The sequence below is a fragment of the Sphingomonas aurea genome, from assembly GCF_030678875.1.
GTDB lineage: Bacteria > Pseudomonadota > Alphaproteobacteria > Sphingomonadales > Sphingomonadaceae > Sphingomonas > Sphingomonas aurea.
In genome coordinates, this window is record NZ_JAUUDS010000004.1 from 55,674 (window position 1) to 69,810 (window position 14,137).

Consider the following 14,137-nt stretch of genomic DNA (forward strand, 5'->3'; position numbering starts at 1 on the left):
GAGCTGTCTTGGTTTCCCTCCCCGGCGAAGGCCGGGGTCCATTGAGGGACGCAGATGATGGGCGTTGCGTTCCGTTACGCAGGCTTTCCCAACTGGGCCCCGGCCTTCGCCGGGGTGGTGGAAACAGGGCCTGCACTATGTTGTGTCCCCCCGCAAAGGCGGGGACCCAGTAACGGGCTTCCGCCTTCGCGGGAGGACATGGACGGGCTGAACCCCTTCTCTACCGCGCGATGCCACCGGCGGCGAGCACGGCGAGCGTCACCAGCTCGCTGGCGGTGGAGGTCATCGGCGCGATCTGGACCGACTTCTCCATGCCGACCAGCACCGGGCCGATCATGTTGTCGCCACCCAGTTCGCGCAGCAGCTTGGCGGAGATGTTGGCGGATTGCAGCCCCGGCATGATGAGGACGTTGGCCGGCCCGGACAGCCGCGCGAAGGGATAATTGGCCAGCTGGCGCGGGTTGAGCGCGACGTCGGGCGCCATCTCGCCCTCATATTCGAAGCCGACCTGCCGCCCGTCCAGCACACCGACCGCGGCGCGGATATTCTCGAGGAAATGCCCCTCCGGATTGCCGAAGGTCGAGTAGCTGAGGAACGCCACGCGCGGCTCGTGCCCCATGCGCCGGGCCAGCTGGGCGGTCTGCTCGGCGATGTCGGCCAGTTCCTCGGCGCTGGGCCGCTCGTTGACGGTGGTGTCGGCGATGAAGACGGTGTGGCTCTGCCCGACCAGGATATGAATGCCGAACGGCGTGCGGCCATGCTCGGGATCGATCACGCGCTTCACCTCGCGCATCGTGTGCGCCCAGGTGCGGGTGATGCCGGTAATCATCGCGTCCGCCTCGCCGAGCTGAAGGAGCACGGCGCCGAAGATGTTGCGGTCCTGGTTTATCATCCGCTCGACGTCGCGGCGCAGGAAGCCGCGGCGCTGGACGCGGTTGTAGAGGAAGTCGACCATGCGCGGCACCAGCGGCGAGTGGCGGCTGTTGTGGACCTCGTAATCCTCAGGGTTGGTGACGCCGAGCGCACGCAGGCGATCATGGACGTCGTCGCGCCCGACCAGCACCGGGGTGCCGTAACCGCCCTCCTTGAATGCGATGGCGGCGCGCAGCACCACCTCCTCCTCGCCCTCGGCGAACAGCACGCGCTTGGGATGCGCCCGCGCGCCCTCATAGGCCAGCGTCAGCAGCGCGGTGGTCGGGTTCAGGCGGCTGCGCAGCGAGTGGCGATACGCCGCCATGTCGAGGATCGGCTTGGTCGCGACGCCCGAATCCATCGCCGCCTTTGCGACCGCGGCGGGCACCAGTTCCATCAGGCGCGGATCGAACGGCGCGGGGATGATATATTCGGGGCCGAAGCTGTGCTGCGTGCCGTATGCGGCGGCGACCTCTTCCGGCACCCGCTGGCGCGCCAGTTCGGCGATCGCGTTGGCGGCGGCGATCTTCATCTCGTCGTTGATCCCGGTCGCGCGCACGTCGAGCGCCCCGCGGAAGATGAAGGGGAAGCCGATGACGTTGTTGACCTGGTTCGGATAGTCGGAGCGGCCGGTGGCGACGATCGCATCGGGGCGCGCCGCCTTGGCCAGTTCGGGGCGGATCTCCGGCTCCGGGTTCGCCATGGCGAAGATGATCGGCTTGGGCGCCATGTCCGTCACCATCTCCGGCTTCAGCGCACCGGCGGCGGAGAGCCCCAGGAACACGTCGGCGCCGACCAGCGCCTCGGTCAGGGTGCGGCGGTCGGTGGCGGCGGCGTGCGCCGACTGCCACTGGTTCACATTGTCGCGGCCCTGATAGATCACGCCGCTGCGGTCGCACATGATGACGTTGTTATGGGCGACGCCCATCGCCTTCATCAGCTCGGTACAGGCGATCGCCGCCGCACCGGCGCCGTTGACGACGACCTTCACGTCGGCGAGCGCGCGGCCGGTCAGCAGGCAGGCATTGATGAGGCCGGCGGCGCAGATGATCGCGGTGCCGTGCTGGTCGTCATGGAAGACCGGGATGTTCATCCGCTCGCGCAGCGTCTGCTCGATGATGAAGCATTCGGGGGCCTTGATATCCTCAAGGTTGATGCCACCGAAGCTCGGCTCCATCAGCTCGACCGCGTCGATGAAGCGGTTCACGTCCTCCGTCTTCAGCTCGATATCGATCGAGTCGACGTCGGCGAAGCGCTTGAACAGGACGGCCTTGCCCTCCATCACCGGCTTCGACGCCAGCGCCCCCAGATTGCCCATGCCCAGGATCGCGGTGCCGTTGGAGATGACGGCGACGAGGTTGCCCTTCGTCGTATAGTCATAGGCGGTGGCGGGATCGTCGGCGATCGCCTGCACCGGCACGGCGACACCCGGCGAATAGGCCAGCGCCAGGTCGCGCTGCGTCGCCATCGGCTTGGACGCCACGATCTCGATCTTGCCCGGCCGGCCTTCCGAGTGGAACAGCAGCGCCTCGCGCTCGGAGAACTGGACGTTGACGGGGTCGGACATGGTGGCTCCCGGGACTGGACGTTACGGCTCTAGGCGGTTTCGGGCGCGGCTTTCAACCCGGCTGGGCAAGGTCCGGACGATCGATTATGCTGCGCGGGATGAAGCAGGACTTCGACATCCCGCCCCGCCCCCGGCGCGAGCCGACCCGCGCCGACTTCGCGCGCGCGAAGTCGATGTACGCAGCCGGTGAGGGCGTGGAGCATGTCGTGGTCGGCCGATGGCTGCTGACTTGGGGAAAGCCTGGCCGGAAGAATTTCGCCGACTGGCTGGCGGAACAGGATGGCTAGAGTAGTCTGGCGCAATCAGGCTCTTGACGATCTCGACGACATCATCACCTACCTCGAGCAGTTCGATGCGAAGGCCGCCGATCGCTATTACGTGCGCCTTTTCACGCTGGGCGAGAGCCTGCGGGACTTTCCGCATCGGGGCCGGCCGGCCGGTAACGGTGAGCGCGAGCTGGTGACCGTTCCGCCTTACGTTCTTCGCTACCGCGTTGACTCTGATTCCGTCATGATCCTGTCCGTGTCTCACGGCGCCCGCCGCCCACTCGACTGAATTCGTCATGACCACCACCCCCACGCCGATGATGGCGCAATATCATGCCCTGAAGGCGGAGGCGCAGGACTGCCTGTTGTTCTACCGCATGGGCGATTTCTTCGAGTTGTTCTTCGAGGATGCGCGGATCGCGAGCGGCGTGCTCGACATCGCACTGACCGCGCGCGGCGAGCATGACGGCGAGAAGGTGCCGATGTGCGGCGTGCCGGTCCATGCCGCGACCGCGTACCTTCAGCGGCTCATCAAGGCCGGCCACCGCGTCGCCATCGCCGAGCAGACCGAGAGCCCGGAGGCAGCGCGCAAGGCGCGCGGGTCCAAGGCACTGGTCAACCGTGCGATCGTCCGCGTCGTCACCGCGGGTACGCTGACCGAGGAGGCGCTGCTCGACGCGCGGTCCGACAATTGGTGCGTCGCGATCGGCGAGGCGGCGGGCAGCGTCGCGCTGGCGGCGGCGGACGTGTCGACCGGGCGGTTCCAGGTGATCGCGCTGTCGCCGGACGCGGTGCCGGCCGAGCTGGCGCGGCTGGGCGCCGCCGAGGTGGTGGCATCGGAGGCAAGCGGCTTTGCCGAGGCGGCGACGACGCTCCGACCCAAGGTGGAGTTCGACAGCGGCGCGGGCGAGGCGCGGCTGAAGCGCCAGTTCGCGGTCGCGACGCTGGACGGGTTCGGCCAGTTCGGACGTGCCGAGCTGGCGGCGGCAGGCGGGCTGGTCGCCTATCTGGACCACACGGCGAAAGGCGCCCTGCCCTTCCTGCGCCCGCCGGTCGTCCACCGCGCCGCGACGACGATGGCGATCGACGCGGCGACGCGCGAGAGCCTGGAGCTGACCTGCACCGCAGCCGGGCAGCGCAGGGGATCGCTGCTCGACGCGGTCGACCGCACTGTGACCGGCGCGGGCGCGCGGCTGCTCGCCGCCGATCTGGGTGCGCCGCTGATGGAGCGCGGGGCGATCGAGGCGCGGCTGGAGCTGGTCGCCTGGCTGCACGACGATGCGGCCCTGCGCGAGCGGCTGCGCGCGTCGCTGCGCGCGCTGCCCGATATCGGCCGCGCGCTGGGGCGGCTGGCGGCGGGGCGAGGCTCCCCGCGCGACCTGGGCCAGCTCCGCGACGGGCTGGACGGTGCCTGGGCGCTGGGCGAGCGGGTGGCGGACGGCGGCCCTGCCCTGCTGGCGACGATCGCGCCGGCGCTGCGCGGGCACGGCGCGCTGATCGAGCTGCTGCGCCGGGCGCTCGTTCCGGCGCCGCCGATCGACGCGGCGGCCGGCGGCTATGTCGCGGCCGGATACGACCTGGCGCTCGACGACCTGCGCGACGCCGGCGCCGGCGGCCGGCGGGCGATCGCGGCGCTGGAGGCGGAGATGCGGACCGCGACCGGGATCACTGCGCTGAAGGTCCGTCACAACAATGTCCTCGGCTATCATGTCGAGGTGCCGGCACGCGCCGCCGACGCGCTGATGAAGCCCGACAGCGGCTTCACCCACCGACAGACGCTGGCCGGCGTCGTCCGCTTCAACACGCCGGCGCTGCACGATGTCGCGGTCAAGGTGTCGCAGGCGGGTGCCCATGCGCTGGCGGCGGAGGCGGCGCATCTGGAGGAGCTGACCACCACCGCGCTTGCCGATCGCGAGCGGATTGCCGCCACCGCCGATGCGCTCGCCCGGCTGGACGTGGCGGCGGCACTGGCCGAGCGCGCGGTCGAGGGCGGCTGGACGCGGCCGAAACTGGTCGACCATGCCTGTTTCGAGGTCGAGGGCGGTCGCCACCCGGTGGTCGAGGCAGCGGTGGCAAAGTCGGGCGAGCGCTTCGTCGCCAACGACTGCCGCCTGTCGGAAAGCTCGCGGCTGTGGCTGGTCACGGGGCCGAACATGGGCGGCAAGTCGACCTTCCTGCGCCAGAACGCGCTGATCGCGGTGCTGGCGCAGGCGGGCAGCTATGTCCCCGCCAACGCCGCGACGCTGGGGCTGGTCGACCGGCTGTTCAGCCGGGTCGGCGCGTCGGACAATCTGGCGCGCGGGCGGTCGACCTTCATGGTCGAGATGGTCGAGACGGCCGCGATCCTGGCGCAGGCGACGCCGCGCAGCTTCGTGATCCTGGACGAGGTTGGGCGCGGCACCAGCACCTACGACGGGCTCGCCATCGCCTGGGCTGTGGTGGAGGCGATCCATGAGGAGAATCGCTGCCGCTGCCTATTCGCGACCCATTATCACGAGCTGACGCGGCTGGCCGAACGGTGCGACGCGCTGTCGCTGCATCACGTCCGCGCGCGCGAGTGGAAGGGAGAGCTGGTGCTGCTCCACGAACTTGCCGACGGGCCGGCGGATCGCAGCTATGGCCTGGCGGTCGCGCGGCTCGCCGGCATGGCGCCGCAGACCGTGGCGCGTGCCAAGTCGGTGCTGGCGAAGCTGGAGGCGGGACGCGCGAAGACCGGCGGGCTGGCCGCGGGCCTCGACGACCTGCCGCTGTTCGCCGCCGCCGCGAAGGTGGAGGAGCCGCAGGGCGATCCGGTGCGTCTGGCGGTCGAGGCGATCGATGTCGACGCGCTGACCCCGCGCGAGGCGCTCGACCGGCTGTACCGGCTGAAGGCGATGGTGCGGGAGGCGTAGGCAGGAAGAAGAGATGGGTTCGCGCGGAGACGCGTGAATCACCTTCTTGCCTTTGACGGTGGCCGGCGTCGCACCGGCGATGCTATTACCCTACCCATGTCCTTTCGTCTGAACCCGCAGCTCGATGCCGACGCGCTCCACGCCGCCTACGCCCGCGATGGTCGGGTGCGAATCGCCGATTTCCTCAACGTCTCGGATGCCGAGGCGCTGCGCCGCCACCTGACCGGGCGCACCGACTGGCGGCAGGTGATGAACAGCGGCGACAAGGTCTTCGAGCTGGACCGCCCGACCCTGGCCGCGATGGATGCGGCCAAGCGGGATGCGCTGGACGATGCGGTGATGGCCGGCGCGCGGGCCGGGTTCCAGTACCGGTACGAAACCGTGCGGGTGGCGGACGGCGTCGCGGAGCGGGCGGCGGCGGGCGACCCGCTGAACGCATTCGCCGAATGGATGTCGGGCGCGGAGGCACTGGCGTTCCTGCGCGCGGTGACCGGCGCGGCCGATGCGGTGTTCGCCGATGCGCAGGCGACCGCCTATGCCCCCGGCGACTTCCTGACCGCGCATGACGACGGGGTGGCGGGCAAGGACCGGCGCGCCGCCTATGTCTTCGGCCTCAACCCGCGCTGGCGGCCGGAATGGGGCGGCCTGCTGCTGTTCCACGACGGCGCCGACCGGGTGGCGGGGGTCAGCCCGGCGTTCAACACGCTCGACCTGCTGGCGGTGCCCCAGCCGCACAGCGTGTCGCAAGTCACCCGCGCGGCCCCCAGCCGCCGCTATGCGGTGACCGGCTGGCTGCGCGCGCAGGCGCAGCCGCGATGAGCCGCTTCGACACCCTGCCCAATCGCCGGGCGATCGTGGACCGCCGGGCCCTGGCCGAGGCCGTCGCCGCGCTGCCCGATGCTGGGTTGCGCACGGCGGCGATCGCGCTGCTACGGGAGGCGCTGGGCGCCGGGCGCGCCGAGATCGCGCGGCGGCTTGCCGAGCATCCGACCCGCGGGCTCGAGGTGGCGGCTGCACAGGCCTATCTGATCGACCAGCTGGTGCGCGTGCTGTTCGACCTGGTCGCGACGCGGCTACACGCCAGCGACCAGGCGCTGCTGGTGCTGGCGGTCGGCGGATACGGCCGCGGCGAGATGGCGGCGCATTCGGACGTGGACATCGGCTTCGTCACCGCCGCCCGCGCCACCCCGGCCGCCGAGCAGGTGATCGAGGCCATGCTCTACGGGCTGTGGGACCTTGGCCTGAAGATCGGTCACAGCAGCCGCTCGCTCGACGAGATGATCCGCCAGGCCAAGGCCGACGTGACGGTACGCACCGCCCTGCTCGAGGCGCGCTACGTCACGGGCGACCAGGACCTGTACGAGGACGCCTCGCGCCGGTTCAAGGCGGAGGTGCAGCGCGGCACCGAGCGGCGCTTCGTTGCCGACAAGCTAGCCGAGCGCAACGCGCGGCACGTCCGCATGGGCGACACCCGCTACGTCGTCGAGCCGAACGTGAAGGAGGGCAAGGGATCCTTGCGCGACCTGCACGCGCTCTTCTGGATCGGCAAATATGTCTACGACGTGCAGCGGGCGCGGCAGCTGGTCGATGTCGGGCTGTTCACGCCTGCCGAATACCGGCTGTTCCACCGCGCCGACGAGTTCCTGTGGGCCGTCCGCTGCCATCTGCACGTCATCACCGGTCGCGCCGAGGACCGGCTGACCTTCGACGTGCAGCGCGAGGTGGCGGCGCGGATGCGGTTCCGCGACCGGGCGGAGAAGCCCGCGGTCGAGCGGTTCATGCAATTCTATTTCCTGCAGGCGCGCACCGTCGGCACGCTGACCGGCGTGTTCATGGCGCATCTGGACGAGCGCTTCGCCGGACGCGGGCGACGGCTGGGCCTGCCGGCCCTGCGCCGCAGTCCCAAGCGGCTGCGCGGGTTCGTGCTGGACCGTGGACGATTGGCGCTGCCGAACGACCGGTTCTTCGCCGATGATCCGGTGCGGCTGCTGGAGATCTTCGCGCTGGCGGATGCCGAGGGGCTGGAGATCCACCCGCTGGCGATGCGGGCGGCGGCGCGCGATGCCAAGCTAATCGACGAGTACCGGCAGGATCCGCGTGCCAATGCGCTGTTCCTGGAGCTGCTGACCAGCCCCGGCGATCCTGAGCTTGTGCTGCGCTGGATGAACGAGGCGGGCGTGTTCGGTCGGTTCGTGCCCGACTTCGCCCGCGTCGTCGCGCAGATGCAGTTCGACATGTACCACCACTTCACGGTCGACGAGCATACCATCCAGGCGATCGGCCTGGCCGCACGGATCGAGGCGGGGACGCTGAAGGAGGATCACCCGCTTGCCACCGGGATCATCGACCAGATCGTCTCGCGCCGGGTGCTGCGTGTCGCGGTGCTGCTCCACGATATCGCCAAGGGGCGCGGCGGCGACCATTCGATCCTGGGCGCGGCGGTGGCGGAGCGACTGTGCCCGCGCTTCGGCCTAACCCCGGCCGAGACCGAGACGGTCGCATGGCTGGTCCGCCACCACCTGCTGATGTCGGCGACCGCGTTCAAGCGCGACCTCGCCGATTTCAAGACGATCCTCGATTTCGCCACGACGGTCGCCAGTCCCGAGCGACTGAGACTGCTGCTGGTCCTGACCGTGGTCGATATCCGCGCGGTCGGGCCCGGCACCTGGAACGGGTGGAAGCGCCAGCTGCTCGCCGACCTGTACGAGGCCGCCGAGGAGGTGCTGCGGCTGGGCCACAAGCAGCGCGGCCGTGACGAGCGGATCGCGGCCAAGCAGGCGCATCTGCTCGACCGGCTCGGCTGGGACGCGGCGCGCTTCGCCGACCTGGTCCGCCGCCTGCCGCCGACCTACTGGATCGCCGAGCCCGAAGACGTGCTGGAGAGCAATGCCCGGCTGATGGACGCGGCGGGTAGCGAACCGTTGGTCATCCGCGCGCAGGTCTATGCCGAGCGGGGTGCGACGCTGGTGACGATCTATGCCGCCGATCACCCCGGGCTGTTCTATCGCATCGCTGGTGCCATCCATGTCGCCGGCGGCAACATCATCGACGCGCGCATCCACACCACGCGCGACGGCATGGCGATCGACAATTTTCTGGTGCAGGATCCGTTCGGACGACCGTTCGACGACCCGGGCCAACTCGCCCGGCTGGAGACTGCGATCCGCGACGCGCTGGCCAATCGCGGCAAGCTGACCGACCGGCTGGTCGCCAAGCCGGCGGCGCGGACGCGGGCGGAAGCCTTCTCGATCCAGCCCAACGTACTGATCGACAATGGCGCATCGAACCGGTTCACGGTGGTCGAGGTCAACGCCCGCGACCGGCCGGCGCTGCTCAACCAGCTGGCGCACGCGCTGTTCCAGTCGAAGGTGACGATCCACTCGGCCCATGTCGCCACGTACGGCGAGCGGGCGGTCGATACCTTCTACCTGACCGACCTGACCGGCGACCGCATCACCGCCACACCGCGGCTGAAGTCGCTGGAAAAGCGGCTGCTGGATGCGGCGGCAGGGACGACGGACGCGGTCGCGGCGTGAAGACCGGTTCGCGCGAAGACGCGAAGAAGGTTTAAGGTTCACGCGGAGGCGCGGAGGCGCGGAGATGTCTCGTGCGCGGCAGCGCACCTTCCTCCTTACCGGCCTATGATGAAGAGCTGCCGCAGGGCTGGGCGCGACACCTCCGCGTCTCCGCGCCTCCGCGTGAACCCCATTCTTCCGCTCCTTCGCGTCTTCGCGCGAACCAACTTCGACACGCGCAAAAAGGGCCGGTCCACACGAAAGTGAACCGGCCCCATCCCGTCAAACGGGGATCAGAAGCGCGAGCGGAGCGTCACGCCATAGGTGCGCGGCTCGGCGAGGAAGGCCGAGTAGAGCGCGTTCGAGGTGCTGCCGAACGCCTGGGTGTTGGCGATCGAGCCGGCACCCTGGAACGGCGTGTTGAACGCGACCTGGATATAGTCCTTGTTGAGCAGGTTCTGCGCCCAGAACTCGATCGCCCACAGCTGGTCGCGACCGCGCAGGCCGATACGCGCGTTGACCAGCGCATAGCCGTCCTGCTTCTTCTCCGGCGCCAGGTCGGAGCCGGTGTTGTAGTCGGAGGTCAGGCGGCTATCGACATAGAACAGCGCCGACATGCCGTTCGAGCCGATATCCGGCGTCCATGCCCAGGAGGTCGTGACGACGTGCTTGGGCGCGTTCGACATGCTGCTGCCGGGCAGCAGGAACAGCGCCGGGTCCAGCGCCTCGCCCGACGAGCTGCCGACCAGATTGTTGCGGAAGTGCGTGTCGGCATAGGTGTAGCCGGCAGAGACGGTGAAGTTGCGCGCGGGGTTCATCGTCGCTTCCAGCTCGACACCCTGCGAGATCACGCCGGGCTTGTCGGCATTGCCGGCGCAGCTGCCGGTGCCCGGTACCGCGGGTGCGTTGTCGCGGTCGGCCCCGGCCAGGTCGTTGCTGCAACCCTGGATGTTCTGGACGACGAAGATCGAGCCGTTGAAGGTGTTCAGCTGGAAATCGGTGAACTCCTGCCGGAACGCCGCGACGTTCAGGTTGAACGCGCCACGGATGTTCAGCTTGGCGCCGACTTCATAGGCGTTGACCTTCTCGGCATCGAAGCGGAGGCCCGAGGCATCGGCGTTGCTGCGCGGGCTGAACACGCCGTTGGGGCCACCCAGGTCCGACCGGTCGAGGTTATAGCCGCCCGCCTTGTACCCCTTGGCATAGGAAGCATAGGTCATCAGCTGCGGCGTCGGCTTCCACGAGACGACCGCGGTGCCGGTGAACTCGCCGTCCTTGAAGCTGTCCCTGGGGTTCAGCGCGTTGAGCGTGCTCGACGAGTTGCCCGTGCAGCTGAGCGTAACGATGCCCGCGATGTACTGGCGCGCCGCCGCCGGGATCGCGGCGTTGGCGATCAGGGGTGACAGATTCGCCTGCTGGATTGGGCAGACCGTGTTGTTGTTGTTGAAACTGGCGCGGAAATCCTTCTGCTCGTGCGTGTAGCGAAGGCCAAGCGTCACCGACAGCGTGTCGGTGACGTTGATGATGTTATGGGTGAAGAAGGCGTAGTTCTCGCTGTTCTGCCGATAGATCGAACCCGAGTCGCCGACATTGTTGACGCCGCCGGTGCGGACGCCGTTGGTGACGGTGCCAGACAGACGGTCGAGCCCGCCGAGCACCGCTGCGCCCAGGTTCGCGCCGAAGACGGCGTTACTGGTGAGCGTCGCGCGGCCGGCCGCCGACAGACATCCGGATGCGTTCTGGTTTTGCAGCGCAACGTTGGGATTGAGCGTTGCGACAAGGCGACAGGCGGCGAACTGGCCATACTGCGAGCCGAACACGATGTTGTCGGAAAGCTTCAGCTCCTCCTTCGAGTAGAAGCCGCCGACCAGCCAGTCCAGCTTGCCGCCGAACGCCGATCCGTTCAGCCGCACTTCCTGTGTGAAGGTGTGGAACTGGCGATAGGCCTTTCCATCACCGGCGCGGTGGGTCAGGTCGACATTGGTATAGTCGACGTCGCCGGCATTGCCCGACTTGTACTCGCGGTACGCGGTGATCGACGTCAGCTTCGCCGCACCCAGATCCAGATCGAACTGCGACGAGCCGCCATAATCCTTGGTCTTGTTGCGATAGGTCTGGCCGGGCGTGATCGCGACCTCGCGGCTGAACGGGTCGGCCTGCACGCCGGCGAGCGGATAGACCGCGCCCTGGCGGCGCAGGATGTCGACGATACGGTTGCTGGCATTGAACTGATACGCGCCGCTCGCATTGGTGGTGCTGCCGTTCGCGTTCTGGGTCACGGTGGTGCCGGTCGGCACCTGCGTCTCGCGCTGGCTGTAATAGACGGCGCCGCAGCAGCTCTCGTTGCGATAGGTATAGTCGCCGATCAGGCGCAGGCTCATCCGGTCGTTCGGCTTGAACAGCAGCTGGCCGCGGACGAAGTAGCGGTCGCGGTTGTTGACGCGGCTTTCCGAGCCGCTCGCGGCGGTGACGTTGCGGTAGAAACCGTCGCGCTTATTGTAGACGCCATCGACGCGGAAGGCGACCGTGTCGCCGATCAGCGGCCCGGTCAGACCGCCGACTAGGCGGAGATTGTCGTAGTTGCCATAGGTCGCCTCACCGACGCCGCCGAACTTGAACTCGGGGCTGCGGGTGACGATGTTGATGAGGCCGGCCGACGCGTTGCGGCCGAACAGCGTGCCCTGCGGGCCGCGCAGCACCTCGATCCGCTCGATCTCGCCCAGCTCGTTCAGGCCGACACCGGTGCGGCTGCGATAGACGCCGTCGATGAAGGTCGCGACCGAGCTTTCCAGGCCGGGATTGTCGCCGACCGTACCGATGCCGCGGATGCGCGCCGAGGCGTTCGCCTCCGATCCCGTGGACGAGACGAGCAGCGACGGCGCCAGCTGGTTGAGCGAGCGGATGTCGTTCGCGCCGCTGTTCTGGAGCGATTCCTGGGTCACCGCGCTGACCGCGATCGGCACGTCGCTGAGCGGGCTGGCGCGGCGGGTGGCGGTGACGATGATGTCGCCCGCGGTGGCCCCCTGCTGCTCGCTGACCGCGGCGTCGCCGGCGCCCGGCGTGCCCGCCTGCACCGCTCCGTTCGCCGTCGCCTGGCTCGGCACCTGCCGCTCGGCGCCCGTGGTGGGGGTCGGCTCCTGCGCCAGGGCCGGGGCGGCCAGTGCGAGGGTGGCGGCGGCAGACAGCAGCTGGGCGGTCAGGCGCATAATGGCATCTCTCCTGTATCCGATATTCTGTTTCGAATATCTGGTTTGATCGCAGCCTAGAGGGCGCGATCGCCGATCGTCCATCGTTTTCGAAGGTTGACGATGTTTTTTTGACCCGGAGTGTCGCCACCCGGCAACAGCGTGCAACGCAACAAGGCCGGCGGACACGGGGTCCGCCGGCCTCGATGCCGTCCGCAGCGCGGAGGTTTACTTGGGAGAGAGCACCATCAGCATCTGGCGGCCTTCCATGCGGGGATACGCCTCGACCTTGGCGATCTCGGTCGTATCCTGCGCAACGCGCTGGAGCACGGCCATGCCCAGCTGGCCGTGCGACAACTCGCGCCCGCGGAAGCGCAGGGTCACCTTGACCTTGTCGCCCTCCTCGATGAACTCGTGCACCTTCTTCATCTTGGTGTCGTAGTCGTGGTCATCGATGTTCGGACGCATCTTGATCTCCTTGATCTCCTGCGTCTTCTGCGACTTGCGGGCGAGATTCGCCTTTTTCTGCGCCTCGTACTTGAACTTGCCGACGTCGAGGAACTTGGCGACGGGCGGATCGGCGTTCGGCGACACCTCGACCAGATCGAGGCCGAGCTCCTGCGCCTGCGCCATCGCCTCGCGCGTGTACATCACGCCGAGATTCTCACCCTCATGGTCGATCACGCGGACCTTGGGGCTCTGGATCCACTCGTTGAAACGAGGACCGTTCATCGGCGGCGCCTGGTTCGGCCGGCGCATCATGGGAGGACGTATGGGTATTGCTCCTGCGGTGGTTACCACGCCAATATAGGGTATCCGCCGCTTTTTGGAAAGACGGCGATCGGCGGCATCGTCACATCGTCGCCGAGGACAGCCAGTCGAGCGCGTGGCGGAAACTGTCGTGGTGGTGCCGCTCGACCTCGCGATTATGCGCCTGTTCGCGCTCGGCGGAGTAGCGCGCGGCGTGATCCTTCGCATGGGCCGTCGGGGCGGTTGCGGCCCGGCGCAGGTCGTGGGCGATCCCCAGCAGCGCGGCGGCGTGCTGCGTCACCTCGGCCGGGTGCCGCTGGAGCGCGTCGAAGTCGATCAGGCGGTCCGCAGCCCAGCCGTTCGCGGCGATCGCCGCATCGAACAGCTGCTGCTGATGCAGGTGGAGCAGCGCCGCCGTTCTCGCCACCTGGCGATAGGGATCGCGGCTGCCGGCGATCGCCTGCCGATAGAGGCTCGCCGTCGCCGGCGCGGCGCCCAGCAGATGCTCGGCCGCGCGCATCGTATAGGCCATGCGATCCCGGCCGCCGCGAAAGACCGCACGCAGGAAATCATAGGCGGGCATCCGCACGAACACGGCCTGGACGCCGCGTTCGGGCGAGCACAGCAGAGGGATCAGATTGTTGGCCCAGTTGGAGGGTTTGACCACCACCGCCTCGCCCGCGCCGGCCTCACCCGCGCTCTGCTCGAACGCCGCCAGCGCCGTGGTCGCCAGCCGTGCGGCGCCATGCGCGGCGTCGGCGATGTCGACCAGCGCGTGCGGCTCCTTCAGCGCCAGTACCGACCCCGGCCGGTCGAGCAGCGTCGCCAGCAGGGTCGAACCGCAGAACGACATGTGAAAGACATAGGCGGGGCGCCAGTCTTCCACCCTGTCGGGAAGCGACCGCACCGCCTCGCCGTCCCAGAACCGCTCGCGCCCGTCCAGAAAGGCGGCACGGCGCAGCCGATCCGTGTCGGTGGCGACATAGGTCCCCACCCCCGCACCCATGTTGATCCGATGGAGGAACTGCATGGCCGGCATGCCGACAGGGTC

The 14,137-nt window shown here is 68.7% G+C and carries 9 protein-coding genes; 5 read left to right on the forward strand and 4 right to left on the reverse strand.

Features of this window, described 5'->3' with window-relative positions; genetic code table 11:
* Positions 1 to 220: 220 nt before the first annotated feature.
* The gene (locus Q5H91_RS09810) at positions 221 to 2,479 is read right to left on the reverse strand and encodes an NADP-dependent malic enzyme (RefSeq protein ID WP_305173218.1); all 2,259 of its coding nucleotides are present in this window, start codon (positions 2,477 to 2,479) and stop codon (positions 221 to 223) included.
* A gap of 98 nt (positions 2,480 to 2,577) precedes the next feature.
* On the opposite strand from Q5H91_RS09810, the gene Q5H91_RS09815 reads away from it, so the two are divergent.
* The 5 genes from Q5H91_RS09815 to Q5H91_RS09835 all read left to right on the forward strand — a co-directional run bounded on the left by Q5H91_RS09815 (position 2,578) and on the right by Q5H91_RS09835 (position 9,172).
* Complete coding sequence (locus tag Q5H91_RS09815) at positions 2,578 to 2,766, forward strand: hypothetical protein (RefSeq protein ID WP_305173219.1); 189 nt, start codon at positions 2,578 to 2,580, stop codon at positions 2,764 to 2,766.
* A complete protein-coding gene (locus Q5H91_RS09820) occupies positions 2,759 to 3,034 on the forward strand; it encodes a type II toxin-antitoxin system RelE/ParE family toxin (RefSeq protein WP_305173220.1) in 276 nt (91 codons plus the stop codon). Before Q5H91_RS09815 ends, Q5H91_RS09820 begins: the two co-directional genes overlap by 8 nt.
* 28 nt (positions 3,035 to 3,062) lie before the next feature.
* A complete protein-coding gene (mutS, locus tag Q5H91_RS09825) occupies positions 3,063 to 5,636 on the forward strand; it encodes a DNA mismatch repair protein MutS (protein WP_305173365.1) in 2,574 nt (857 codons plus the stop codon).
* Positions 5,637 to 5,732: 96 nt separating this feature from the next.
* The gene (locus Q5H91_RS09830) at positions 5,733 to 6,455 is read left to right on the forward strand and encodes a 2OG-Fe(II) oxygenase (protein WP_305173221.1); all 723 of its coding nucleotides are present in this window, start codon (positions 5,733 to 5,735) and stop codon (positions 6,453 to 6,455) included.
* Positions 6,452 to 9,172, forward strand: coding sequence for a [protein-PII] uridylyltransferase (locus Q5H91_RS09835; protein ID WP_305173222.1), 2,721 nt, complete (start codon positions 6,452 to 6,454; stop codon positions 9,170 to 9,172). Before Q5H91_RS09830 ends, Q5H91_RS09835 begins: the two co-directional genes overlap by 4 nt.
* Positions 9,173 to 9,444: 272 nt before the next feature.
* On the opposite strand, the gene Q5H91_RS09840 is transcribed toward Q5H91_RS09835, so the two are convergent.
* The 3 genes from Q5H91_RS09840 to Q5H91_RS09850 all read right to left on the reverse strand — a co-directional run bounded on the left by Q5H91_RS09840 (position 9,445) and on the right by Q5H91_RS09850 (position 14,125).
* Positions 9,445 to 12,357: a TonB-dependent receptor gene (locus tag Q5H91_RS09840; RefSeq protein WP_305173223.1), complete on the reverse strand. Its 2,913-nt coding sequence runs from the start codon at positions 12,355 to 12,357 to the stop codon at positions 9,445 to 9,447.
* Between the two features lie 207 nt (positions 12,358 to 12,564).
* Positions 12,565 to 13,098 (reverse strand): translation initiation factor IF-3, encoded by a 534-nt coding sequence (infC, locus tag Q5H91_RS09845; RefSeq protein WP_305173224.1) that lies wholly within the window; start codon positions 13,096 to 13,098, stop codon positions 12,565 to 12,567.
* Between the two features lie 91 nt (positions 13,099 to 13,189).
* On the reverse strand, positions 13,190 to 14,125 hold the full coding sequence (locus Q5H91_RS09850) for a hypothetical protein (protein ID WP_305173225.1): 936 nt from the start codon (positions 14,123 to 14,125) through the stop codon (positions 13,190 to 13,192).
* Positions 14,126 to 14,137: the final 12 nt, after the last annotated feature.